The organism is Micromonospora sp. ANENR4 (genome assembly GCF_015354395.1).
Classification (GTDB): Bacteria; Actinomycetota; Actinomycetes; order Mycobacteriales; family Micromonosporaceae; genus Micromonospora; species Micromonospora aurantiaca.
The window spans coordinates 44,433-65,827 of the sequence record NZ_JADKYQ010000012.1 but is presented as its reverse complement, the minus strand read 5'-3'; the positions used below and the strand labels follow the sequence as shown (position 1 = coordinate 65,827).

Below are 21,395 nucleotides of genomic sequence, written 5' to 3'. Positions count from 1 at the left end.
GGTCTCCTAGGCGGGGGTGGGCGCGGGCCGGTCGTCGGCCGTGATGGCGAGGAACGCCTCCTCCAGCGAGGTGGGCCGGACCTCCAGATCGTGGAACGGCACCCCGGAGGTGACCAGGTCGCGGACGAGCTGGTCGGCGTCGGTGGTGAGCAGGTGCACCCGCCCGTCGGCGCGTTCGGTGGTGACCACGCCCGGCAGCGCCGGCAGGTCGTCGGCGACCAGGCTGACCCGGCGTACGCCGACGATGCCGCGGATCGCGGCCACCGAGTCGTCGGCCAGCACCCGCCCGTGGCCGATCACCACCACCCGCTGCGCGAGCGCCTCCACCTCCTCCAGGTAGTGGCTGCTCAGCAGCACGGTGCCGCCGCCGGCGTGGAAGCCGCGGATCGCGTCCCAGAGCGCGTGCCGCGCCTCCACGTCGAGGCCGGTGGTCGGCTCGTCGAGCACCACCAGCCGGGGACGGCCGACGAACGCCAGAGCCACGGCGAGCCGGCGACGCTGGCCGCCGGAGAGGCCGCCGGTCTGCCGGCGTACCTGGTCGGCGAGGCCGAACCGGTCGAGCAGTTCGCCCCGCGGCACCGGGTCGGGGAAGTGCGCGGAGACGAAGTCGACCACCTCGCCGACCCGCAGCGTGCCGGGCAGGCCGGTCTCCTGCGGGGTGACACCGAGTTGCCGCCGGCTCGCCGGGTCGCGCGGGTCGCCGCCGCACAGCTCGACCCGGCCGGTGGTCGGGCGGCGCAGCCCGACCAGCAGGTTGATCAGCGTGCTCTTGCCGGCGCCGTTCGGGCCGAGCAGGCCGACCAGCTCCCCGGACCGGACGGTCAGGTCGACCCGGTCCAGCGCCAGCACGTCGCCGTAGCGGCGGCTGACCTGTTCGGCGCGGGCCAGGATCATCGGCGATCTCCTCGCAGGTAAGTGCTGTGCCTCCCTTGTCTACCGTGCGTGCGCCAGCCCCGCTGTCCCCTGACCGGGTGCTCACATCCCCTAGTCTGGTGGCGCCGTCGACGACGGTGGAAGTTCCGACCGGACACTGGGGAGGGTCCGTGACCAGTCCGAGCAGGAATCTCGACGTCCAGCCGGAGGCGCTGAGGGCGTTCGCCGCCGCCTCCCGGGACCGGGCCGGCCGGTTCCGCGAGCTGGAACGGGTGTTCCGCGACGGCCACGTGGCCCGGCACTCCTTCGGTGTGATGCCCGCGTCGTTCAGCCTCGCCGCCGCGTACGAGCAGCAGTTCGAGGCGTGCCTGCAGGGGCTGGCGGACGGTGCCGAGACCATGCTGACCGTCGCCACGGGGCTCGCCGAGACCGCCGCCGCCTACGACGACACGGACTCGGCGAACGACACGATGTTCACCGCCGGCGGCTGAGGGGGAACGGCATGAGCACCGAGGCGCTCCAGCGCAACAAGACCTACTTCGAGCAGATCGTGTCGGGCACGCCCGACCCGTTCAAGCCGCTGTCGAACGCGGTGCTGTGGCCGTTCGAGCAGCTCCTGGAACTGGTCGCCGGTGAGCCGGACGACCTGATGCGGGCGGCCCAGCTCGCGATGACCACCGGGGAGGCGGTCCGGCAGATCGCCGGTGACCAGATCGCCGACCGGGCGCGGCTGCGCGGCGCCTGGGACGGCGACGCGGCGGAGAAGTTCCACGCCTCGATGCAGTCCATCGAGGAGGCGATGGACGATCTGGCAAAGGGGCTGGACGGCACCAAGGAGGTGCTCGTCGACTCCGCGAACGCGTCGGTGGACGCGTTCAACCTGCTGGTCGAGCTGATCCTGGAGTTCCTGCTCTGGTTCCTGACCGAGATCATCATCGCCGCGGTGGCGGCGGCGCTGAGCGCCGGCGTGAGCCTGGCCGCCACTGTGGTGCGGGTGCTGGCCCGGCTCGCCACCACCGTCGGCCGTATGGTCAAGATCGTGGCGCGGTTCGCGGAGATCCTCACGAAGCTCGCCACCAAGCTCCAGAAGGTCGCCAACCTGCTCGACCACTACGCCAAGGTGGTGATGGAGCTGCGCCGGGCCAAGAAGGCGTACAGCGCGTTCAACAAGTCCGGCTACACGAAGGCGGCGCTCGCCTTCAAGGTCGAACGCGCCGCCGTGCTCTTCCCGGGCAAGTTCGCCATCAACCAGGCGTCCCCGGTGAACATCCCCGGCATCGGCGGCGCCCTGCTCGACACCGGGATGGGCCTGCACGACGTCTCCGACGGGCGCAAGGACCGCAACTACCTGGTGGACGGCACGTACCGCGACGACCTCGGCCCGTACACAAAGGGCGTGCAGAACGTGTTCGACTCGATCGTGAACTGAGAGGCAGCAATGACGTTCCCGGCCCTGGACCGGATCGAGGCGCTGGCCCGCAACCTGGACGGGTGGCAGCGCGAACTCGGCGCGCGGATGGCCGAGCTGGAGCAGAGCAGCGCCGAGGGGGTCAGCGACTCCGGTCTGGTCACCGTCGTGGCCGCCGCCGACGGCAAGATCCTCTCCACCGACATCAACGCGCGGGCCATGCGCTTCGACTCCTACACGCTCGCCGAGGAGATCACCTCGGCGGCGAACCGGGCGCAGGAGGCCGCCGCCGCCCGGGTACGCGAGATCGTCGGCGAGGTGATGGGCAACGCGCCGGGCGCGGAGCGCCCCGCCGACGACGGCTACGGCCACGACCGATACTGATTCGATGGACGAGACCAGATACCGCGACCGGATCGGCCTGCTCGTCGAGCCGGGCGAGCGCGTCCTGGCCCACGCCAAGGCCGACGTCGGCCAGGGGCTCGCTCCGGCACCGCCGCCCGAGCCGGAGTCCACCGCCGAGCCGAGCCGGCGGACTGTCGGCTCGGTGCTGCTCAACATCCTGCTGCCCCTGGCCACCTGGGACCGCGGCGACCGCCTGGTCGACGCGATCGGTTGGGGGATCGCCGGACGCGGCGCCCCCGGTTCGGCCGCCTCCCGGCTGCACCGCGCGCTCCGCCCGCCCCGGCCCGACCTCCAGGTCCGGGAGACGCTGCTCGCGGTCACCGACCGGCGGCTGGTGGTCTGCCGTACCGGCGGGGTCAAGCTGCTGGCCGGGCGCGAGGCCGAGGAACGCGCGCTGGCCGAGACCGCCGTGGCCTGGTCGGCCGCGCGCGGCGAGGTCGCCTCCGCGCGGGTGGGCTGGCACCGGCTCAACCCGAAGCGGCTGCGGATCGACTTCACCGACGGCTCCTGGCTGTCGTTCACCGTGCCGATCGCCGAGTCCGGCCGCCCGCTGCGCGAGGTCGCCGCCGCACTGTCCGCCTGACCGGACCGCCCTGCCGGGCCCGCGACGGGCCGTCCGGGACCGCTGTCGGCCGGCCACGTCAGCGCGGCCGGGCCCCGCGTCAGGCGGTCAGCGGCCCGGGCAGCGGCTCGCGGTGCAGCACGGCCAGGCGGGAGACCGCCCGGGTCAGCACCACGTAGAGGCGGTGCAGCCCGCGCGGCTCGGCGGCCACGATCGCGGCCGGCTCGACGACCACCACGTGGTCGTACTCCAGGCCCTTGACCAGCGTCGCCGGGACCACCGTGACCCGCGTCGCGGCCTCGACGTCGTCGGCCGTAGCGGTCTCGACGCCCGCGTCGGCGAGCGCCGCGCGGAGCCGGTCCACCGCGTCGTCGGCGGCGATCACACCGACCGAGCCGTCGTGCGCGAGCGCCGCCCGCACCTCGGCCACCGTCGCGGCCGTCAGGTCCTCGGCGGTACGCACATCGAGCGCGCCGTCGTTGCGGAGCGACCGGGCCGGGGGTACGTCGACGGCGAGCGCCGGCAGCAGCCGGTTCGCGAACGCCACCACCGCGGCGGGCACCCGGAAGCCTACGCTCAGCGGCACCACAGCGGCGTCCGGCTTGCCCAGGTGGGCCAGGGACTCCCGCCAGTCGGTCGCCGCCCAGGGCGCGGTGCCCTGGGCCAGGTCGCCGAGCAGCGTGATCGAGCCGTGCTCGCTGCGCCGGGCGATGGCGCGGCACTGCATCGGGGAGAGGTCCTGCGCCTCGTCGACCACCACGTGCCCGAAGCCGGCGGGCCGTTCCAGCAGCCCGGCCACCTCGTCGATGAGTACCGCGTCGGCGGCGGTCCACCGGGTCGCCTTCGCGGTGCGTGCGACCTTGCCGGACCGGAACAGCTCCTGCTCCTCGGGCGTGAGCAGGCCCTCCGCGGCGGCGGCCAGCGCGTCCGCGTCGGTACGCAGCCGGTGCAGCAGTCCGTCCGGCGTGAGTGCCGGCCAGACCGTGTCGAGCAGGTCGGTGACCGGCTTGATCCGGCTCATCCGGCGTAGCCAGGCGTCGTTCGGTGACTCCGCCCGGCGCGCCTCGGCCTGGCGTTGCAGCAGCCCCACCACCCGGGCCCGGACCCGCTCCCGGCCGGTGGCGTAGGGCAGACCCTCCTGCCGCGTCTCGGTGACCAGCCGGTGCAGCGGGTCCAGCCCGATCCGCCACCGGTACGAGCCGTCCGACACCATGATCGGCTCGGTCGGCGTACCGATGTGGGCGTCGACGGCCCGGCGCAGCACCTCGGCCATCCGGACGTCGTGCTTGAGCGCGGCGGCGGCCGGGTCGTCGACCGCGCGGACCGGCACCCGCGCGACCAGGTCCTCCACTGTGGCCTGCTCGACCTCGACCTCACCGAGCGCCGGCAGCACCGCCGCGATGTACGACAGGAACGCCCGGTTCGGCCCGACGATCAGCACGCCCGAGCGGCGCAGCCGTTCCCGGTGCAGGTAGAGCAGGTACGCAGCGCGGTGCAGCCCGACCGCCGTCTTCCCGGTGCCGGGCGCGCCCTGGACGCAGATCGAGTCGGCCAGGTCGGCCCGGACCAGCTCGTCCTGCTCCGGCTGGATGGTGGCGACGATGTCGCGCATCGGGCCGACGCGGGGACGCTCGATCTCGGCGGTGAGGATGCGGCTGGCGGTGCCGAGTTCCTCGCCCCGGTCCAGGTGCTCGTCCTCGAAACTGGTCAGCGTCCCGGCGCTGAACCCGAACCGGCGGCGTACGGCGACACCCTGCGGGTCACGTGCGCTGGCCCGGTAGAACGACCGGGAGACCGGGGCACGCCAGTCCAGCACCAGCGGCTCGCCCAGCTCGTCGGTGACGTGCCGGCGCCCGACGTGGTACTCCCGTCCGGCGTGGTCCGGGTCGTCGCCGCCGAAGTCCAGGCGGCCGAAGAACAGCGGGGTGGTCGGGTCGTCGGCCAGTTCCTTGACCCGCCGGGCCATGTGCCGGCCGAGCTGCTCGGCGGTGTACGAGTCACCGGCCACCTTGTCACCGGTGGCGAAGAGCGCCTCGGCGCGTTCCCGCATCCGTTTAAGCGCGGCGCGGGAGGCGCCGAGGTGGGCACGTTCGGCGGTCAGTTCGGCGTCGAGACCGGGTGTGGCGTCAAGATCGGTTGCGGGCACTGTGAACTCCGATGGCTCAACTGAGGCTCGCTCGCGTGTCCGGGGCGGTTGGCCTGCTCCCGGCGCGGGGACGTCCGCTGCGGTGCATGCTCACCGCGGCCGTCGGGCGGCCATCGACTTTACGGGAGCACCGGCAGGTCGCGCCAACGATTTTCGGGTGTCGGCCGCGGGGTGTGTGTCGGCCGGTCCGGCCTGGCGGCAATCATTGAGGCATGACCGAGGCGCTTCCCGGCCGGAGCCGGGTGACGATCAGTGATCCGCAGGTGATGCGGGCGCTCGCTCACCCGGCCCGCATGGCGATCATGGAACATCTCGGCACGCTGGAGGGCGGTGCGACGGCCACCGAGTGCGCCGAGATCGCCGGCCTGTCGCCGAGCGCCACCAGCTACCACCTGCGCGAGCTGGCGAAGTTCGGGCTGGTCCGGCAGGCGCCGGGCCGGGGTGACGCCCGGGAGCGGGTCTGGCAGGCGGTGAATCCGTCGTTCCATGTCGAGGTGGGGCCGGACGCCGACCCGGAGGCGCGTGCCGCCGAGGCGGCCCTGGTCGAGGCGCACATGGTCCGTGACGCCCAGCGGGTCCGGGACTGGTTGCGCCGCGCGCCGGACGAGTCGCCGGAGTGGTACGCGGCCACCTGGTTCAGCGACAGCATGCTGCTCATGACCGCCGAGGAGCTGACCGAGCTGAACCAGGCGGTCCAGGCGCTGATGGAGCCGTACCGGCGGCGGACCCGGACCGATCCGCCGGCAGGCGCTCGGCCGGTGGCGACGCAGTACCGGGCGATGCCCGTCGACTGAGGGGTTGCGCGCGTCAGTTGTGAAGGATTACTTTCGAAGTATGTCCTTCACAACTGACGAGTCGCGCTGGCCGGACGTCTGGCTCGCGGCCACCGCGCGCGGCATCTCCAGTTGCGGGGACTTCCTCGCCGCCGCCACGCTCACGCTCGCCCTCCAGTCCGCCGGTGCCGGCGGACTCGCCGTCTCCGGGCTGCTGCTCGCCGCGACGCTGCCGCTCGTGGTGCTCGCGCCGCTGACCGGCCGGCTCGCCGACCGCGTGGACAGCCGGGTGCTGCTCGTCGCCGCCGGTCTCGCGCAGGCCGCGGTCTGCCTGGCCCTCGCGTACGCGCGGGATCCGGTGCTGGTGATCGCGCTGGTGGCGCTGCTGGCGACCGGGCTCGCGGTCACCCAGCCGGCGATCGCCGCGCTGGTTCCGGTGATGGTGCGGCCCGAGGACCTGCCCCGGGCGGGCGCGCTCAACCAGACCGCCGGGACGCTCGGCGCGCTCGCCGGTCCGGCGCTGGCCGGGCTGCTCGTCGGGCAGTTCGGCACCCGGGTGCCGCTGCTCGTCGACGCGTTCAGCTACCTCGCGCTGGTGGCGGCCGGGCTGCTCATCCGTACCCGCCGGGGAGGGCGCCGGACGCCGGCCGCAGTCGCCGCGGCGGTCGCGCCCGCCTGGCGGCTGCGCCGTGACCCGCTGCTGACGGTGATGGTCGGCAGCGTGGCCGCGGTGATCGGCGCGGTCGGCGCGGTGAACGTGATCGAGGTCTTCTTCATCCGGGAGACGCTCGGCAGCAGCACCACCGTGTACGGCCTGGTCACCGGCTCCTGGACGCTCGGCATCGTGCTCGGCGCGTGGCTGTTCGCCCGGGTCGCCCGCCGGCTCGCCGACGACGGCGCGCTGCTCGGCGCCGGGCTGGTGCTGCTCGGCGGCTGCTGCCTGGCGGTGCTCGTCTCGGCCGCGGTGCCCTCGGCCTGGCTGCTCGTGCCCATCTGGCTGGCCGGCGGCGTGGCAAACGGCGGCAACAACGTCTTCGACCAGTTGCTGCTGGCCCGGCGGGTGCCCGAGGCCTCCCGGGGCCGGGCGTTCGCCGTCTTCGGAGCGGCCGCGCAGGGCGCGGCGATGGGCGGCTACCTGGTCGGCGGCCTGCTGCTGGAGGTGGCCGGCCCGCGCGTCCTGATCGCCGGCTGCGGCGCGGCCGGCCTGCTGGTCGTGGTGGCGCTGCTCGGGCCGGTCCGACGCGCGGCACGCGCCGAGCGAGCCGCCGTCGCCCGCGCGGCCACGCCTGCCGCCGCCGTGGCAGGCGGTTAGGCGCGGAGGTGCGGAGTTCACCACTCGATCGGATCCCCCGGCGGCGAGGTCGGAGCCACGGCGATACGGTCGGGTCATGGCCGACCGCATCGCCCGCCCCCGCGTGGGGCACATCCAGTTCCTCAACTGCCTGCCGATCTACTGGGGGCTGATGCGGTCCGGCGCGCTGATCGACGTCGACCTGCACAAGGACTCGCCGGATCGGTTGAGCGCCGACCTGGTCGCCGGTGACCTGGACATCGGCCCGATCACGCTGGTTGAGTTCCTCAAGCACGCCGACGACCTGCTGCTCCTGCCGGACCTGGCGGTCGGCAGCGACGGGCCGGTGCTCTCGGTGAACGTGGTGTCCACCCGCCCGCTGGGCGAGCTGGACGGCGCCCGGGTGGCGCTCGGCTCCACGTCGCGTACCGGGGTGCTGCTGGCCCAGCTGCTGCTCGCCGAGCGGCACGGGGTGCGCCCGGAGTACTTCCGCTGCCCGCCGGACCTGACCCAGATGCTGCTGGAGGCCGACGCCGGGGTGCTGATCGGTGACGTGGCGCTGCGCGCCCTCTACGAGGCGCCGGCCAAGGGCCTCGAGGTGACCGACCTGGGACAGGCGTGGCACGACTGGACCGGCCTGCCGATGGTGTTCGCCGTCTGGGCGGTACGTCGCGAGTTCGCCGCAGCCCACCCGGGCCTGGTCAAGGAGGTGCACGAGGCGTTCCTGCGCTCGCGTGACCTGTGCCTGGCCGAGCTGGACCAGGTAGCGGAGGCGGCGGCCCGCTGGGAGACGTTCGACGCGGCGACGCTCGCCACGTACTTCCGGGCGCTCGACTTCTCGCTCGGTGAGCGGCAGGTGGCCGGGCTGCGTGAGTTCGCCCGCCGGGCGGCCGCGTACGGGGAGGTGCCGGCGCTGCCGGCCGGCGGCCCGGAGTTCTTTCAGGGCTGACCGCGCCGCCGCCCGGGGCTCAGGTCGCGGGGCGCAGCAGCGCCTTGGTGATCCGTTCGCAGGCGTCCATGCCGTACTCCCAGCCGCCCTCGACGCCGAACGGGGTGCGCAGCATCACGCCCATCGTCCAGGTGTCGCCGATGGCCAGGCAGTTGACGTGGTACTCCTCTTCCTTGTCCCGGTCGATCCACCCGTTCTTGATGGCGATCTTCTTCTGCTGGGCCGCCGGGAACGCCTTGCGGATGCCGAAGTCGCCGGGAGCGCGGACCTGGCGCATCTCGTTGAGCAGCCACTTGGTCCACTTCGGCCCGGCCGCGCGGCCGTCGTCGATGCAGAGACCGAGCCGGGCGGTGTCCCGAGGGGACAGTTCGGTGCGGCTCCAGCCGCCGTCGGAGGCGACCTCGCTGTCGGTCAGCTTGCAGATCGAGATCAGCCGCTCGATCGAGTCCGAGCCGCCGACGTTCTCGTAGAACTCCTGGGCGCGGGTGTTGTCGCTGTCCCGGATGATCTTCGTGGCATCGGCGAGCTTTGCATCGCTCGGCGTCTTGCCGTCCTCGGCGCTCAGGCGCAGGTAGTCGGCCACCACCCAGGACTTGATCAGCGACGCGGTCGTGCTGGTCTCGCCCATGTTCGCCGAGCCGATGATCTTCCCGGTGCGCTTGTCCAGCACGGACCAGGCGTACCAGCCCTTGATCTTGAGGCTGTCCAGGTTCTTCGCCTGGAACGGCAGCGGGGCGATCGACGGTGAGGGGGCGACGCGTGGCGCGTTGCGGTCGACGGACTGCTGAGTGGACCGCTCGTTCGTCGGTTCGGGACGTGAGTTCGCGGTCGCCTCCAGCGGCGAGCCGGGGATCACGCGCAGGGAGAGGCCGAGCAGGCCGACGAGGACCGCAGCCAGGGCGCTGAAGGCGAGTGGACGCCGATAGCTGCCGGGCCGACGCCGGGCACCGGCCATCAGAGCTTCCCGACCGGCTGCTGCGGCACCTTGAGTGCGGCGCCGGGCTGCGGCGTCACGAGCTGGGTGGCGACGGCGGCGCACATCTTCGCACCGTACGGCAGGCCGGCGCGGCCCGGGTACCGCATCATCACGGAGAGACTCCACTTGTCGGTGAACGCCAGGCAGCTGACGTGCCAGTTGCCGTCGTAGGCGAGCTGGGTCCAGCCGTTCTTCATGTGCACCGGGCCCTGCGCCTTGATCGTCGCGGGCAGGCCGTCGATGATGCCCCACCGGCCGCCGCCGGAGCGTTCCCCCTGCTTGTTGACGCTGCCGGCCACCTTGGTCATCTCGGTGAGCAGCCACTTGGTCCACTTGGGCCCGGCGGCGCGGCCGTCGGCGATGCAGTCGCCGAGGCGGACCGCGTCACGCGGGGACATCTCGGTGAAGCTCCACCAGCCCTTGTACTGGGGTACGTCGCCGGGCTTGGTGTCGGTCAGACCGCAGATCCGGATCGCGCGCGCGATGACCGGGTCCGGTTTGCCGCCCGGCTGGGGCCTGTAGGAGCCGCCGGCCGCCCGGTAGACCCGGTTGGCGCCGTCGTCGTCGCTGTTCCGGATCGCCAGGATCGCCGCCTTCTCGAGGTCGGCGGCCGGCTTCTTGTCGCCGAGCTGACGAAGGTAGTCCGCGACGATCCAGGCCTTGAGCATCGACTCGGTGGAGCTGGTCTGGTTCATGTTCTTCGCGCCGGTGACGGTGCCGGTCTCGCGGTCCATCAGGGCCCAGGAGAAGAACTCGCCCTTGAAGTTCACCGACACCGGGGCGTCGGCGAGCGTCGGGGGCGCGGGCGCGGTCGGCGTCGGCGCCGGGACCTGCGCACCGCCGCCGAGGCCGCCCGCGTCGTCGCCGCCGGCGAGCTTCGCGTACGCGGCCGGCACCAGCATGACGCCACCGATGATGATCGCCACGATGGCGACCGCCATGGTCACGCGAGGTCGCATGAGTGGTGAGCTCCAGATGTCTGGCCGGGGGGACCGGCACTTCCGCATGGGTCCGGCCCGGTCGCCGGCAGGCCGGGGGACGATGGCCTGAACGGTGACGATCATGAAGCCGAACGGTTTGCCGGGGGGAAGTCTACTTCCGGACAGCCCTGATGCCAGGTCTCGACACCCGTGACTTTGCCGGTTGGGCGGGATATTGAGGCACTTTGCCGCCCTTGGGGGATTTCTTCCATTCAGAGTGATCGACATCACAGCTACCAGCGCCGATGGCGGCGCGCGCACGGCCGGTGACGCCAGGTGGTCCGGAAACCTGTTACACCCTCTGGTGTCATTCGTGCCGAGCTGTAACACTGGCTGCATGTATGGCAATGACTTCGCCCCGCCGGAGGACGCTCCGGGCGGCGGCCTGCTCGGCGAGGTGGAGGCGGCGGAGGCGGCGCTGCGCGAGGCGGCGGCACGCGCCCGGCGCGGTGGCGCGGCCCCGGACGAGGACGTCGAGGCGTACTTCGCCGACGTCATCGGCGCCGACCAGAAGATCGAGCCCCGCGACTGGATGCCCGAGGCGTACCGCCGGACGCTGATCCGGCAGATCGCCCAGCACGCGCACTCCGAGATCATCGGCATGCAGCCGGAGGGCAACTGGATCAGCCGGGCGCCGTCGCTCAAGCGCAAGGCGATCCTGCTCGCGAAGGTGCAGGACGAGGCCGGTCACGGCCTCTACCTCTACGCGGCCGCCGAGACGCTCGGCATCAGCCGCGACGAGCTGGTGGAGCTGCTGCTCGAGGGGCGGCAGAAGTACAGCTCGATCTTCAACTACCCGACGCTGACCTGGGCCGACGTGGGCGCGATCGGCTGGCTCGTGGACGGCGCGGCGATCGTCAACCAGGTGCCCCTGTGCCGCTGCTCCTACGGCCCGTACGCCCGGGCGATGATCCGGGTCTGCAAGGAGGAGTCGTTCCACCAGCGGCAGGGCTACGAGATCCTGCACACGCTGGCGCACGGCACCCCGGCGCAGAAGGCGATGGCGCAGGACGCGGTGGACCGCTGGTGGTACCCGTCACTTGCCATGTTCGGCCCGCCGGACGGCGACTCGACGCACAGCGCCCAGTCCATGGCCTGGAAGATCAAGCGCTTCTCCAACGACGAGCTGCGCCAGCGCTTCGTCGACATGTGCGTCGGCCAGGCCGAGGTGCTCGGCCTCACCCTCCCCGACCCGGACCTGCGCTGGAACGACGAGCGGCAGGCGTACGACTACACCCAGCCCGACTACGACGAGCTGATGCGGGTGATCAAGGGCGACGGCCCGTGCAACAGGGAGCGCATGGCGCACCGGCGCAAGGCGCACGCCGACGGCGCGTGGGTACGGGAGGCCGCCGCGGCGTACGCCGCGAAGCGGGCGGAGCGAAAGGCAGTAGCGGCATGAGCGGCCCATCCTCTCCCCTATGGGAGGTCTTCGTGCGGGCCCGTCGTGGCCTGTCGCACACCCACGTCGGCAGCCTGCACGCGCCCGACGCCGAGATGGCCCTGCGCAACGCCCGGGACCTCTACACCCGCCGCCAGGAGGGCGTCTCCATCTGGGTGGTGCCGGCGAGCGCGATCACCGCGTCCAGCCCGGACGAGAAGGACGCGTTCTTCGACCCGGCCGCCGACAAGGTCTACCGGCACCCCACCTTCTACGAGGTCCCCGAAGGGGCTGCGCACCTATGAGCGCGAGGAGTGAGCCGATTTTGCGAGCCCCGCAGTCGCGAACGGAAGGTGGCTCTGTGCCGTTGTTCGACTTCACGCTCGCCGTCGGCGACGACGCGCTGATCGCCGCGCAGCGCCTCGGTGAGTGGACCTCCCGCGCGCCCGAGATGGAGGAGGACATCGCGCTCGCCAACATCGCCCTGGACCAGCTCGGCGCGGCGCGGCTGCTGCTCACGTACGCGGGCGAGCTGGAGGGCGCGGGCCGCGACGAGGACGACCTGGCCTACCTGCGCGACGACCGCGAGTTCCGCAACTGCCTGCTGGTCGAGCTGCCCAACGGCGACTTCGGCGTGACCATGACGAAGCTGTTCTTCCTGGCCGCGTACCAGTCGCCGCTCTACACGGCGCTGGCCGGCTGTGCCGACGAACGGCTCGCGGCGGTCGGGGCGAAGGCGCGCAAGGAGTCGGCGTACCACCTGGACCACGCCGCGCTGTGGGTGAAGCGGCTCGGCGACGGCACCGAGGAGTCGCACCGGCGGATGCAGGACGCGGTCGACCAGGTGTGGCCGTACGTCCACGAGCTGTTCGCCCCGGACCCGGCGGCGCCGGTCGACCCGTCCACCCTTCGGGCCGACTTCGACGCCACCGTGTCCGCGGTGCTGGACGAGGCCACGCTGACCCGGCCGGAGACCGGCTGGGCACCCGGTGGCGGTCGGGACGGCCTGCACACCGAGCACCTGTCCTACCTGCTCGCCGAGATGCAGGTGCTGCACCGCGCCCACCCCGGAGCCCGCTGGTGAGCAGCGCGAGGGCGGCCGCGGCGGCGGTGGTGGACCCGGAGATCCGGGTCATCACCATCGACGAGCTGGGCATCCTGCGCGCTGTCGACGAGGAGCCCGGCACCGGCCGGGTCGTCGTCACCATCACCCCCACCTACACCGGCTGCCCCGCGATGGACGTGATCCGGGAGGACATCCGCCGGGCGCTGGCCGCCGCCGGGCATCCGGACGCCGAGGTCCGCACCGTCTACCACCCGGCGTGGAGCACCGACTGGATCTCCGACACCGGCCGGGCCAAGCTCGCCGCCGCCGGCATCGCCCCGCCCGCGCCGCGCGGCGACGACACGGTGGTGCCGCTGACCCTCGCCGTACGCTGTCCGCGCTGCGGGTCGCCGGAGACCACCCAGATCAGCCGCTTCGGCTCCACCGCGTGCAAGGCGCTGTGGCGCTGCCGGTCCTGTTCCGAACCCTTCGACCACCTGAAGGCGCTGTGACTGTCACCATCACCCGGCCGGTGCGCCGCCGGCCGGTCTTCCACCCGCTGCCCGTCGCCGCCGTGGACCGGCTCACCGACGACTCGGTGTCGATCACGTTCGCGGTGCCGGAGGAGCTGCGCGAGACGTTCGCGTTCTCCGCCGGGCAGCACCTCACCGTCCGCCGTCCGGCAGGCTCCGACGGCGAGGAGGTGCGGCGGTCGTACTCGATCTGCTCCACCCCCGACGAGCTGGCCCGGCACGGCCGGTTGCGGGTCGGGGTGCGTGAGGTCCCGGGTGGGGCGTTCTCCGCGTACGCCTGCGGCGCGCTGCGCGGCGGCGACACCGTCGAGGTGCTGCCGCCGCTGGGCCACTTCACCTCCGCGTTCACCCCGGACCGGGCCCGCCGGTACGGCGCGGTGGTCGCCGGTTCCGGCATCACCCCGGTCCTCGGGCTGGCCGCGACCGCGCTGGCCACCGAGCCGCGCAGCACGTTCACGCTCGTGTACGGCAACCGCACGGCGAACTCGGTGATGTTCGCCGAGGAGCTGGCCGACCTGAAGGACCGCTATCCGACCCGGCTGCACCTGGTGCACGTGCTGTCCCGCGAGATGGGCGAGTCGGCGCTGCTGTCCGGGCGGATCGACGCCGACCGGCTGACCCGGCTGCTCGACACCGTCGTACCCGGTGACGAGATCGAGGAGTGGTTCCTCTGCGGCCCGTACGGCATGGTGGTGGACGCCAAGGCGGTGCTGGCGGGTCGCGGCGTGCCGGACGCGGCGGTGCACACCGAGCTGTTCCACGTCGACGCCCCGCCGGAGCCGGTGCGGCGGGGGACCGACCGGCCCGGGACCGGCACCGAGGTGACGATCCTGCTGGACGGGCGCTCGTCCAGTTTCACGATGGGCCGGGACGAGCGGGTGCTCGACGCGGCGCTGCGGGTGCGTGGCGAGTTGCCGTACGCCTGCAAGGGCGGGGTGTGCTCGACCTGCCGGGCCAAGGTGACGTCCGGTGAGGTGACGATGGCGCGCAACTACGCGCTGGAGCCCGACGAGGTCGCCGCCGGTTACGTGCTGACCTGCCAGTCCAGCCCCGTCACCGACGAGCTCACAGTCGACTACGACGCGTAGGGGCGTCGCCGGGTCAGAGCATCACGGGCGGTGCCGTGGCGGCGCGGCCACGGGCCCGGCTGACATGGCCGCGCCATCCGCCGACCAGCGCGAACAGGGTCCATCCCGCCGCGCCGAGCACGAGCATGCCCCGCTTCCCGTCCGGGTCCACGTCCCGCGCGTCGGCCAGTTCCACCTCGCCCCGCGGGTCGACGAGCACCGTCAGCCGCTGGCCGACCCGGTAGCCGGGGGAGCTGCCCCGGTAGACCAGCGGCTCGTCGAGCCGGCCGGAGTCGCCCTGGAGGACGAACTCGTGCCGCTTGCCGACGGTCTCCACGTCGGTGATGGTCACCTGCTGGGCGACGCCGCGTTCCCGAAGGACCGACTCCGGCGCGAGCTGCACGGTGCCCACCAGCACGAACATGGCCGGCAGCACCGACAGGAGGGTCAGCCACCAGCCCCGGTGCAGCAGGCGCAGGCCGACCGCGAAGGCGAGGCAGCCGGCCAGGGCGACGGAGATCGGCACCGCGATCGGCAGTCCCACGGTGAGGTGGCCGACCACCGCGCTGACCGCGATCACGGCGAGGCCGAAGCCGACGAGCACGGCGGTCATGGTGAGGGACCAGAGGGCGGAGCGGGCGCCGGCCACGTGTACGGGGGTGGGCGGGGGCGATACGACTGACACGCCAGGAGCGTAGGCGGGCGGCGCCAGCGCTCCGCTTCCCGCAGTGGCGTTTCGGGTCGACCGCCATCCGTGACGCGTAGAACGTTACGTCCTACACTTGCCTCATGGAGCAGATCGCCGTCCGGGAGTTGAATCAGCACACCAGCCGGGTGCTGGCGCGGGTGCGCGCCGGTGAGACGGTCGAGGTGACCGATCGGGGTGAGCCGATCGCCCGCCTCGTGCCGGTGCTGGCCGGTGACGCGCTTCTCGGCCGGTTGGTGGCCGAGGGCCGGGCCATGGCCCCGACCACGACCGGCCCGGTCCCGATGCCGCCGGTGCTCGGGGATCCCGCGGTGGACGCGGCGGCCGCGCTGGTCGAGGCGCGCGACGAGGAGCGCTGGTGATCTACCTCGACTCGGCGGCGGTCATCAAGATGCTGCGGCGGGAGGCGGAGACGGCGGATCTGCTCGGCTGGCTGAACGAGCGCGCCGGCACCGCCTTGGTGTCGTCAGCCCTCGTCGAGGTGGAGGTGCCACGGGCGTTGCGTCGAGCCGCTCCACAGGCGCTGGTGGGTGTCCCCTCGCTGCTGGGACGTCTCTACCGGGTCGAGATCGATGCCACGGTCCGGGCGACGGCGGGCGCGTATCCGGAGCCGATGCTGCGCAGCCTGGACGCCGTTCACCTCGCCACCGCCGAGATCCTGGCCCGGCAGGCGGCGGCCGAGTTCGTCGCATTCGTCACGTACGACAAGCGGCTGCTGGAGGCGGCCAAGGCGATCGGGCTGCCAGTGGCCAGTCCGGGCATGCCTTGACCGGGTGGGTCTCTCGTCACCGGGTGAGGAGTGGCGTTTCCCGCCGTCGGGCCCGCGACGTACGCTCGGGGATGTGACGGCGAACCGGGAGATCGACGACATCCTGCAACGCGGCGCGGACGGCGGGCGGATCACGCCCGAGGAGGCGCTGCTGCTCTACACCGACGCGCCCTTCCACGCGCTGGGCGAGGCGGCCGACGCGGTACGGCGACGCCGCTACCCGGACAACATCGTCACGTACCTCATCGACCGCAACATCAACTACACGAACGTCTGCGTGACGGCGTGCAAGTTCTGCGCGTTCTACCGGGCCCCCAAGCACAAGGAGGGCTGGACCCACCCGACCGAGGAGATCCTGCGCCGTTGCGGCGAGGCGGTCGAGCTGGGTGCCACCCAAGTCATGCTCCAGGGCGGGCACCACCCGGACTACGGCGTCGAGTACTACGAGGAGCTGTTCTCCTCGGTCAAGAAGGCGTACCCGCAGCTCGCCATCCACTCGATCGGCCCGAGCGAGATCCTGCACATGGCGAAGGTCTCCGGCGTGAGCCTGGACGAGGCCATCGCCCGGATCAAGGCCGCCGGCCTGGACTCGATCGCCGGCGCCGGCGCCGAGATGCTGCCGGACCGGCCGCGTAAGGCGATCGCGCCGCTGAAGGAGTCCGGCGCGCGCTGGCTGGAGGTCATGGAGCTGGCGCACCGGCAGGGCCTGGAGTCGACGGCCACCATGATGATGGGCACCGGCGAGACCAACGCCGAGCGCATCGAGCACCTGCGAATGATTCGCGACGTGCAGGACCGCACCGGCGGTTTCCGGGCCTTCATCCCGTGGACGTACCAGCCGGAGAACAACCACCTGAAGGGCCGCACCCAGGCGACCACGCTGGAATACCTGCGCCTGGTCGCGGTGGCCCGCCTGTTCTTCGAGACGGTCCCGCACCTGCAGGCGTCCTGGCTGACCACCGGCAAGGACGTCGGGCAGCTCGCGTTGCACATGGGCGTGGACGACCTCGGCTCGATCATGCTGGAGGAGAACGTCATCTCCTCGGCCGGTGCCCGGCACCGGTCGAACCTGCACGAGCTGATCGGCATGATCCGGTCGGCCGACCGGATCCCGGCCCAGCGGGACACGCTCTACAACCGGCTCGCGGTGCACCACACGCCCGCGGACGACCCGAGCGACGACCGCGTCGTCTCGCACTTCTCGTCGATCGCCCTGCCGGGCGGCGGCGCCGGGAGGTCGCTGCCGCTGGTCGAGGTCAACTGACCCGGTTCCGCCGTTCGGCCGGTCGGCCTCCGTCGTGCGGCCGGAGCTCCGCCCGTTTCCGGTGAAGCTTCGGCCAGGGGTCTTCACCTGCGTGATCACCGACGGCTAGCCTGCCCGCGCGACACCACCGATCCGGGCCGCGAGCAGGCAGGTAACAGGTCGGCGGCGACCCGGTCGAGCACGGCCCGGTGAGCCGACGACGCCATTACGCTTGCGGCGTCCGTCGGACCGTCGTCCTCCATCGGCCCATGAGGGCCGTTCACATAACGCACCGCGGCAGGGGCGGGATGGGTCATCCATCCCGCCCCTGCCGTCTGCCGGGATCGATGGAATTCCCACCGCAGGACGGTGGTGTGACGATGCGTCGCTCCGGTACCGTCCGTTCGTTCGGCACGTGATCACGAGTCCCTACCCCCGGGGGAACAATGACCTTCCGCTACCGGTCCACGCTGGCCCGCGCCGGCGTCGTGGCCCTGCTCTCCACCGCCGGTCTCGGCGCCGCCGCCGGCCCGGCACAGGCCGCTGGCAAGGCCGACCTCCAGCTCATCCCGCTCAGCTACCAGCTCGCCAAGGGCGTCACCGAGGCGAAGGCCAAGCCGTTCAAGTTCCAGGTGAACAACACCCTGGGAACCGTCGACGCGAAGGACGTCCGGGTCACCGTCGAGACGAAGGGCCTCAAGACCGCCAAGGTCGGCGTGCTGGTCCCGGCCGGCTGCGACATCCGTGGCACCACCTTCTCCTGCCTGCTCGGCGACCTGCCCGCCGGCACCACTGAGGACTTCGGCCTCCCGCTGTTCTCCACCGGCGGCAAGGGCGCGGCCGGCACGCTCACGGTCTCGATCAGCGCGGCGAACGGCACCGGCGTGCTCGACTCGGTCGACCACGACATCACCGTCACCGACCCCGGCTACGACCTCACGACCTGGGTCCAGGACGTGTACGCCGGCGTGGCCGTCGACGGCGACGACGCCGACGAGGCGGGCCTGCGCCCGGTCCGGCCGGGCGAGACCGCGCCGCTGGACTGGGCCGTGTTCAACGACGGCAGCGAGCGCGCCACCGGCATCAAGTACGGCATCGCGCTGCCGGCCGGTGTCACCTTCGCGAAGCTGCCCGACGGCTGCGTCGAGCAGAACCTGGGCGGCTTCGCCAACGCGTACTGCGAGGACCTGGGCGCGGTGCTCAAGCCCGGCCAGTACTACACCGCCGACGTCCGGGTGACTGTCGGCGCGGACGTGACCGAGAAGCTGCTCCGCCCGGGCTTCGTCTGGGCCGCCGGGCTGGACTCGGCCGCCGGCACGCCGGAGGAGAAGCCGAAGGTCGCCACATCGGCGCAGCGCCGCGCGTTCTCCGAGGCCGACGACGGTGACAACACCGCCCAGTTCGACGTCTTCGTCGACCAGAGCCCGCAGTCGACCCCGAGTCCGACGCCGACCGCCGGCCCGACCTCGTCGCCGACCGCCCAGCCGACGCCGACCGGTGGCGCTACGGCGGTGCCGACCCCGACCGCCGGTGGTGGCACGGGTGGCGGCACCGGCGACGGTGGCCTGCCGGTGACCGGCATGCAGGTCGGCCTGATCGGCGGCATCGGCGCGGCGGTGCTCGCCGCCGGCGCGGTGCTGATGATGCTGTCCCGCCGCCGCAAGGTGGTCCTCGTCGCTCCGGGCGAGGAGCGCACCGGCGACTGACCGGGGACCGATACGCGACCAGGGCGGGGTGGGTGACCATCCCGCCCTGTCGCGTACCCGGGGGGGAGCCGGGGGCGGCGCGGCTGGCAGAGTGGAGGGGTGAGCCGTACCCCGCAGGGCCAGCGCGCCAGCCTGGACAAGCAGCCGCACGAGGTCGCCGCGATGTTCGACGGTGTCGCGGCCCGCTACGACCTGACGAACACCGTCCTGTCGTTCGGGCAGGACCGGTCGTGGCGGCGGGCCACCCGGGCGGCGCTCGGGTTGCGGCCGGGCGAGCGGGTGCTGGACGTGGGCGCCGGCACCGGTGTGTCGACCGAGGAACTGGCCCACTCCGGGGCGTACGCGGTCGGCGCGGACCTGTCGCTGGGCATGCTGTACGCGGGCAAGCGCACCCGACCGGCCGTTCCGCTGCTGGCCGGGGACGCGCTGCGGTTGCCGTTCGCCGACGCCAGCTTCGACGCGGTGACCATCTCCTTCGCGCTGCGCAACGTCAACGACACCGACGCGGCGCTGACCGAACTGGCCCGGGTGACCCGGCCGGGCGGGCGGCTGGTGGTGTGCGAGTTCAGCACTCCGGTGAACCCGGCGTTCCGCACTGTCTACCTGTCGTACCTGATGCGGTCGTTGCCGGCGGTGGCCCGCGCGGTGTCGAGCAATCCGGACGCCTACGTCTACCTGGCGGAGTCGATCCGGGCCTGGCCGGACCAGGCGGCGCTGGCCGCGCGGATCGGCGCGGCCGGCTGGGGCCGGGTGGCGTGGCGCAACCTGACCGGCGGCGTCGTGGCGCTGCACCGGGCCGTCCGAAACTGACCGTCCGACCAGCTGACGCTGGTCATTTCGTGAATATCCGGTTTTGGTCTACTTTGTTCCGTAGGCTCGCCCCCATGACGGGACCAGACCAGGCCGCCACCGACGACGACGCCGCCGAGCTGATCGCGCAGCTCCGCGAGCTGGCCGGCGCGGATCCCGCCGATGTCCGGCAGGTCGTCGCCGAGGTGCTGGCCGCGCTGGACCGGGCCGCCGGTGGGGCGTTGCGCGACCATCTGCCCGAGGCGATCCGCCTCGACGCCGGGCTCGGACCGGCCGCGCAGGCGCGCCCCTGACCGGTCTCGACGCTCTTACCGGCGCGTTTCCGCGAAGTTAGGCCCCCCTCAGCGCGTACTGGTGTAACGCCGGTCATAGACTCCAACCGGATCGGCTTGTGAAGCATTTCACGAGCATGCGGGAGGAGGCGCGGATGACCGCGGTGGAGAACGACGCCGACGTCATCGTCGTGGGCGCCGGTCCCGGAGGATCGGCCACGGCGTACCACCTGGCGCGGCACGGCGTACGCGTGCTGCTGCTGGAGAAGACGGAGTTTCCCCGGGAGAAGGTCTGCGGCGACGGGCTCACGCCCCGCGCCGTGCGGCAGCTGATCCGGATGGGCGTGGACACCTCGCCCGAGGCGGGCTGGCTGCACAACAAGGGCCTCCGGGTGATCGGCGGCGGCATACGCCTGGAACTGGACTGGCCCGACCTGGCCAGCTTCCCCAACTACGGCCTGGTGCGCACCCGGCTCGACTTCGACGACCTGCTCGCCCAGCGTGCGGTCGCCGCCGGGGCGAAGCTGCAGACCAGCGTCAACGTCCTCGGGCCGGTGCTCGGCGCAGACGACCGGGTGATCGGCGTGCAGGCCGAGGTCGGCCCGGACAAGGAACCCGCCACGTTCCACGCGCCGCTCGTGGTCGCCGCCGACGGCGTCTCCGGCCGCTTCCCGCTCGCCCTCGGGCTCGCCAAGCGGGAGGACCGCCCGATCGGCGTGGCCGTCCGCCGCTACTACCGCTCGCCCGCGAAGCACGACGACGACTACCTGGAGTCCTGGCTGGAACTGCGGGCCAAGGGCAGCGACGCGCTGCTGCCCGGCTACGGCTGGATCTTCGGCCTCGGCGACGGCCGGGTGAACGTCGGCCTGGGCGTGCTGAACTCCTCCTCGGCGTTCGGCAAGACGAACTACCGCAAGCTGCTCACCGACTGGCTCGCGAACACCCCCGAGGACTGGGGGATGACCGACGAGTCCAACGCGGAGGGTCCGATCCTCGGCGCCGCGCTGCCGATGGGCTTCAACCGCGTCCCGCACTACACCCGCGGCGTGCTGCTCGTCGGTGACTCCGGCGGCATGGTCAACCCGTTCAACGGCGAGGGCATCGCGTACGCGATGGAGTCGGGCGAGATGGCCGCAGAGGTCGTCGTGCAGGCGCTGGCCCGCCCGGCCGGCGCGGAGCGGGAGCGGGCGCTGATGGCGTACCCGCAGGAGCTGAAGGCCCGCTTCGGCGGCTACTACCGGCTCGGCGGCGTCTTCGTGAAGCTCATCGGCCGCCCCGAGATCATGCGGATGGCGACCAAGCACGGCATGCCGCACCCGATGCTCATGCGCTTCGTGCTCAAGCTGCTGGCCAACCTGACCGACCCGCGCGGCGGGGACGCGATGGACCGGGTCATCAACGCGATGACGAAGGTGGCTCCGGCCGTGTAGAAGACGACCGGCCCGGGGCGGAACGCCCACGGGCCGGACAGAGATCGACCCCGCCGACCGAGGTCGTGAG

Annotated in this window: 24 protein-coding genes; 19 read left to right on the top strand and 5 right to left on the bottom strand. The window is 72.6% G+C overall.

The window, feature by feature from the left end:
* Positions 1-6 precede the first annotated feature (6 nt).
* Positions 7-894: an ABC transporter ATP-binding protein gene (locus tag IRY44_RS21490; RefSeq protein ID WP_194802056.1), complete on the bottom strand. Its 888-nt coding sequence runs from the start codon at positions 892-894 to the stop codon at positions 7-9.
* A gap of 149 nt (positions 895-1,043) precedes the next feature.
* On the opposite strand from IRY44_RS21490, the gene IRY44_RS31065 reads away from it, so the two are divergent.
* Genes IRY44_RS31065 through IRY44_RS21470 form a run of 4 tightly spaced genes read left to right on the top strand, consistent with a single transcriptional unit; the run spans position 1,044 to position 3,269 of the window.
* The gene (locus IRY44_RS31065) at positions 1,044-1,364 is read left to right on the top strand and encodes a type VII secretion target (protein WP_194802055.1); all 321 of its coding nucleotides are present in this window, start codon (positions 1,044-1,046) and stop codon (positions 1,362-1,364) included.
* Positions 1,365-1,375: 11 nt separating this feature from the next.
* Positions 1,376-2,302 (top strand): WXG100 family type VII secretion target, encoded by a 927-nt coding sequence (locus IRY44_RS21480; protein WP_194802054.1) that lies wholly within the window; start codon positions 1,376-1,378, stop codon positions 2,300-2,302.
* A gap of 9 nt (positions 2,303-2,311) precedes the next feature.
* Complete coding sequence (locus IRY44_RS21475) at positions 2,312-2,665, top strand: YbaB/EbfC family nucleoid-associated protein (protein WP_013283579.1); 354 nt, start codon at positions 2,312-2,314, stop codon at positions 2,663-2,665.
* A gap of 4 nt (positions 2,666-2,669) precedes the next feature.
* Positions 2,670-3,269, top strand: coding sequence for a hypothetical protein (locus IRY44_RS21470; protein ID WP_194802053.1), 600 nt, complete (start codon positions 2,670-2,672; stop codon positions 3,267-3,269).
* A gap of 79 nt (positions 3,270-3,348) precedes the next feature.
* Here the strand turns inward: IRY44_RS21470 and IRY44_RS21465 are convergent, their stop codons facing one another.
* On the bottom strand, positions 3,349-5,394 hold the full coding sequence (locus IRY44_RS21465) for an AAA family ATPase (protein WP_194802052.1): 2,046 nt from the start codon (positions 5,392-5,394) through the stop codon (positions 3,349-3,351).
* A gap of 212 nt (positions 5,395-5,606) precedes the next feature.
* Here IRY44_RS21465 and IRY44_RS21460 point away from each other — a divergent pair, with 212 nt between their 5' ends.
* The 3 genes from IRY44_RS21460 (at position 5,607) to IRY44_RS21450 (ending at position 8,407) form a co-directional block, all read left to right on the top strand.
* Positions 5,607-6,188, top strand: coding sequence for a helix-turn-helix transcriptional regulator (locus tag IRY44_RS21460; RefSeq protein WP_194802051.1), 582 nt, complete (start codon positions 5,607-5,609; stop codon positions 6,186-6,188).
* Positions 6,189-6,228: 40 nt separating this feature from the next.
* A complete protein-coding gene (locus IRY44_RS21455) occupies positions 6,229-7,479 on the top strand; it encodes an MFS transporter (RefSeq protein WP_194802050.1) in 1,251 nt (416 codons plus the stop codon).
* 76 nt (positions 7,480-7,555) lie between these two features.
* Entirely contained in the window at positions 7,556-8,407 is an 852-nt protein-coding gene (locus tag IRY44_RS21450; protein ID WP_194802049.1) for a menaquinone biosynthetic enzyme MqnA/MqnD family protein, read from the top strand.
* Between the two features lie 19 nt (positions 8,408-8,426).
* Here the strand turns inward: IRY44_RS21450 and IRY44_RS21445 are convergent, their stop codons facing one another.
* Positions 8,427-9,362 (bottom strand): hypothetical protein, encoded by a 936-nt coding sequence (locus IRY44_RS21445; RefSeq protein ID WP_194802048.1) that lies wholly within the window; start codon positions 9,360-9,362, stop codon positions 8,427-8,429.
* Complete coding sequence (locus IRY44_RS21440) at positions 9,362-10,342, bottom strand: hypothetical protein (protein WP_194802047.1); 981 nt, start codon at positions 10,340-10,342, stop codon at positions 9,362-9,364. The genes IRY44_RS21445 and IRY44_RS21440 overlap by 1 nt, the downstream gene beginning before the upstream one ends.
* Before the next feature lie 358 nt (positions 10,343-10,700).
* Here IRY44_RS21440 and paaA point away from each other — a divergent pair, with 358 nt between their 5' ends.
* Genes paaA through paaE form a run of 5 tightly spaced genes read left to right on the top strand, consistent with a single transcriptional unit; the run spans position 10,701 to position 14,410 of the window.
* Positions 10,701-11,765, top strand: coding sequence for a 1,2-phenylacetyl-CoA epoxidase subunit PaaA (paaA, locus tag IRY44_RS21435; protein ID WP_194802046.1), 1,065 nt, complete (start codon positions 10,701-10,703; stop codon positions 11,763-11,765).
* Positions 11,762-12,049, top strand: coding sequence for a 1,2-phenylacetyl-CoA epoxidase subunit PaaB (paaB, locus tag IRY44_RS21430; protein WP_135244135.1), 288 nt, complete (start codon positions 11,762-11,764; stop codon positions 12,047-12,049). The genes paaA and paaB overlap by 4 nt, the downstream gene beginning before the upstream one ends.
* Positions 12,046-12,828: a 1,2-phenylacetyl-CoA epoxidase subunit PaaC gene (paaC, locus tag IRY44_RS21425; RefSeq protein WP_228532549.1), complete on the top strand. Its 783-nt coding sequence runs from the start codon at positions 12,046-12,048 to the stop codon at positions 12,826-12,828. The genes paaB and paaC overlap by 4 nt, the downstream gene beginning before the upstream one ends.
* Entirely contained in the window at positions 12,825-13,301 is a 477-nt protein-coding gene (gene paaD, locus IRY44_RS21420; RefSeq protein ID WP_194802044.1) for a 1,2-phenylacetyl-CoA epoxidase subunit PaaD, read from the top strand. The genes paaC and paaD overlap by 4 nt, the downstream gene beginning before the upstream one ends.
* On the top strand, positions 13,298-14,410 hold the full coding sequence (paaE, locus tag IRY44_RS21415) for a 1,2-phenylacetyl-CoA epoxidase subunit PaaE (protein ID WP_194802043.1): 1,113 nt from the start codon (positions 13,298-13,300) through the stop codon (positions 14,408-14,410). Before paaD ends, paaE begins: the two co-directional genes overlap by 4 nt.
* Before the next feature lie 13 nt (positions 14,411-14,423).
* Here paaE and IRY44_RS21410 read toward each other — a convergent pair whose 3' ends face one another.
* Entirely contained in the window at positions 14,424-15,074 is a 651-nt protein-coding gene (locus tag IRY44_RS21410) for a hypothetical protein (protein WP_269698019.1), read from the bottom strand.
* Positions 15,075-15,178: 104 nt separating this feature from the next.
* Here IRY44_RS21410 and IRY44_RS21405 point away from each other — a divergent pair, with 104 nt between their 5' ends.
* From IRY44_RS21405 to IRY44_RS21375, 7 genes are all read left to right on the top strand, one after another.
* Complete coding sequence (locus tag IRY44_RS21405; protein WP_145755709.1) at positions 15,179-15,457, top strand: type II toxin-antitoxin system Phd/YefM family antitoxin; 279 nt, start codon at positions 15,179-15,181, stop codon at positions 15,455-15,457.
* The gene (locus tag IRY44_RS21400; protein ID WP_194802042.1) at positions 15,454-15,864 is read left to right on the top strand and encodes a type II toxin-antitoxin system VapC family toxin; all 411 of its coding nucleotides are present in this window, start codon (positions 15,454-15,456) and stop codon (positions 15,862-15,864) included. The genes IRY44_RS21405 and IRY44_RS21400 overlap by 4 nt, the downstream gene beginning before the upstream one ends.
* 73 nt (positions 15,865-15,937) lie before the next feature.
* On the top strand, positions 15,938-17,128 hold the full coding sequence (gene mqnC, locus IRY44_RS21395) for a cyclic dehypoxanthinyl futalosine synthase (RefSeq protein WP_194802041.1): 1,191 nt from the start codon (positions 15,938-15,940) through the stop codon (positions 17,126-17,128).
* A 425-nt stretch (positions 17,129-17,553) separates the two neighbouring features.
* On the top strand, positions 17,554-18,813 hold the full coding sequence (locus tag IRY44_RS21390) for a cell wall anchor protein (RefSeq protein WP_194802040.1): 1,260 nt from the start codon (positions 17,554-17,556) through the stop codon (positions 18,811-18,813).
* A gap of 99 nt (positions 18,814-18,912) precedes the next feature.
* On the top strand, positions 18,913-19,623 hold the full coding sequence (locus IRY44_RS21385) for a demethylmenaquinone methyltransferase (RefSeq protein ID WP_194802039.1): 711 nt from the start codon (positions 18,913-18,915) through the stop codon (positions 19,621-19,623).
* A gap of 74 nt (positions 19,624-19,697) precedes the next feature.
* Entirely contained in the window at positions 19,698-19,916 is a 219-nt protein-coding gene (locus IRY44_RS21380) for a hypothetical protein (protein ID WP_030273586.1), read from the top strand.
* Positions 19,917-20,050: 134 nt separating this feature from the next.
* Positions 20,051-21,325, top strand: a complete 1,275-nt coding sequence (locus tag IRY44_RS21375) for a geranylgeranyl reductase family protein (protein WP_030273587.1) — start codon at positions 20,051-20,053, stop codon at positions 21,323-21,325.
* Positions 21,326-21,395 lie beyond the last annotated feature (70 nt).

Coding starts and splice junctions, on each gene's coding strand:
- paaA (WP_194802046.1), top strand. CDS start 10,701: ATGTATGGCAATGACTTCGCCCCGCCGGAGGACGCTCCGGGCGGCGGC.
- IRY44_RS21490 (WP_194802056.1), bottom strand. CDS start 894: ATGATCCTGGCCCGCGCCGAACAGGTCAGCCGCCGCTACGGCGACGTG.
- IRY44_RS21460 (WP_194802051.1), top strand. CDS start 5,607: ATGACCGAGGCGCTTCCCGGCCGGAGCCGGGTGACGATCAGTGATCCG.
- IRY44_RS21445 (WP_194802048.1), bottom strand. CDS start 9,362: ATGGCCGGTGCCCGGCGTCGGCCCGGCAGCTATCGGCGTCCACTCGCC.
- IRY44_RS21480 (WP_194802054.1), top strand. CDS start 1,376: ATGAGCACCGAGGCGCTCCAGCGCAACAAGACCTACTTCGAGCAGATC.
- IRY44_RS21455 (WP_194802050.1), top strand. CDS start 6,229: ATGTCCTTCACAACTGACGAGTCGCGCTGGCCGGACGTCTGGCTCGCG.
- paaC (WP_228532549.1), top strand. CDS start 12,046: ATGAGCGCGAGGAGTGAGCCGATTTTGCGAGCCCCGCAGTCGCGAACG.
- IRY44_RS21450 (WP_194802049.1), top strand. CDS start 7,556: ATGGCCGACCGCATCGCCCGCCCCCGCGTGGGGCACATCCAGTTCCTC.
- IRY44_RS21440 (WP_194802047.1), bottom strand. CDS start 10,342: ATGCGACCTCGCGTGACCATGGCGGTCGCCATCGTGGCGATCATCATC.
- IRY44_RS21405 (WP_145755709.1), top strand. CDS start 15,179: ATGGAGCAGATCGCCGTCCGGGAGTTGAATCAGCACACCAGCCGGGTG.
- IRY44_RS21375 (WP_030273587.1), top strand. CDS start 20,051: ATGACCGCGGTGGAGAACGACGCCGACGTCATCGTCGTGGGCGCCGGT.
- paaB (WP_135244135.1), top strand. CDS start 11,762: ATGAGCGGCCCATCCTCTCCCCTATGGGAGGTCTTCGTGCGGGCCCGT.
- IRY44_RS21475 (WP_013283579.1), top strand. CDS start 2,312: ATGACGTTCCCGGCCCTGGACCGGATCGAGGCGCTGGCCCGCAACCTG.
- IRY44_RS21390 (WP_194802040.1), top strand. CDS start 17,554: ATGACCTTCCGCTACCGGTCCACGCTGGCCCGCGCCGGCGTCGTGGCC.
- IRY44_RS21380 (WP_030273586.1), top strand. CDS start 19,698: ATGACGGGACCAGACCAGGCCGCCACCGACGACGACGCCGCCGAGCTG.
- IRY44_RS21470 (WP_194802053.1), top strand. CDS start 2,670: ATGGACGAGACCAGATACCGCGACCGGATCGGCCTGCTCGTCGAGCCG.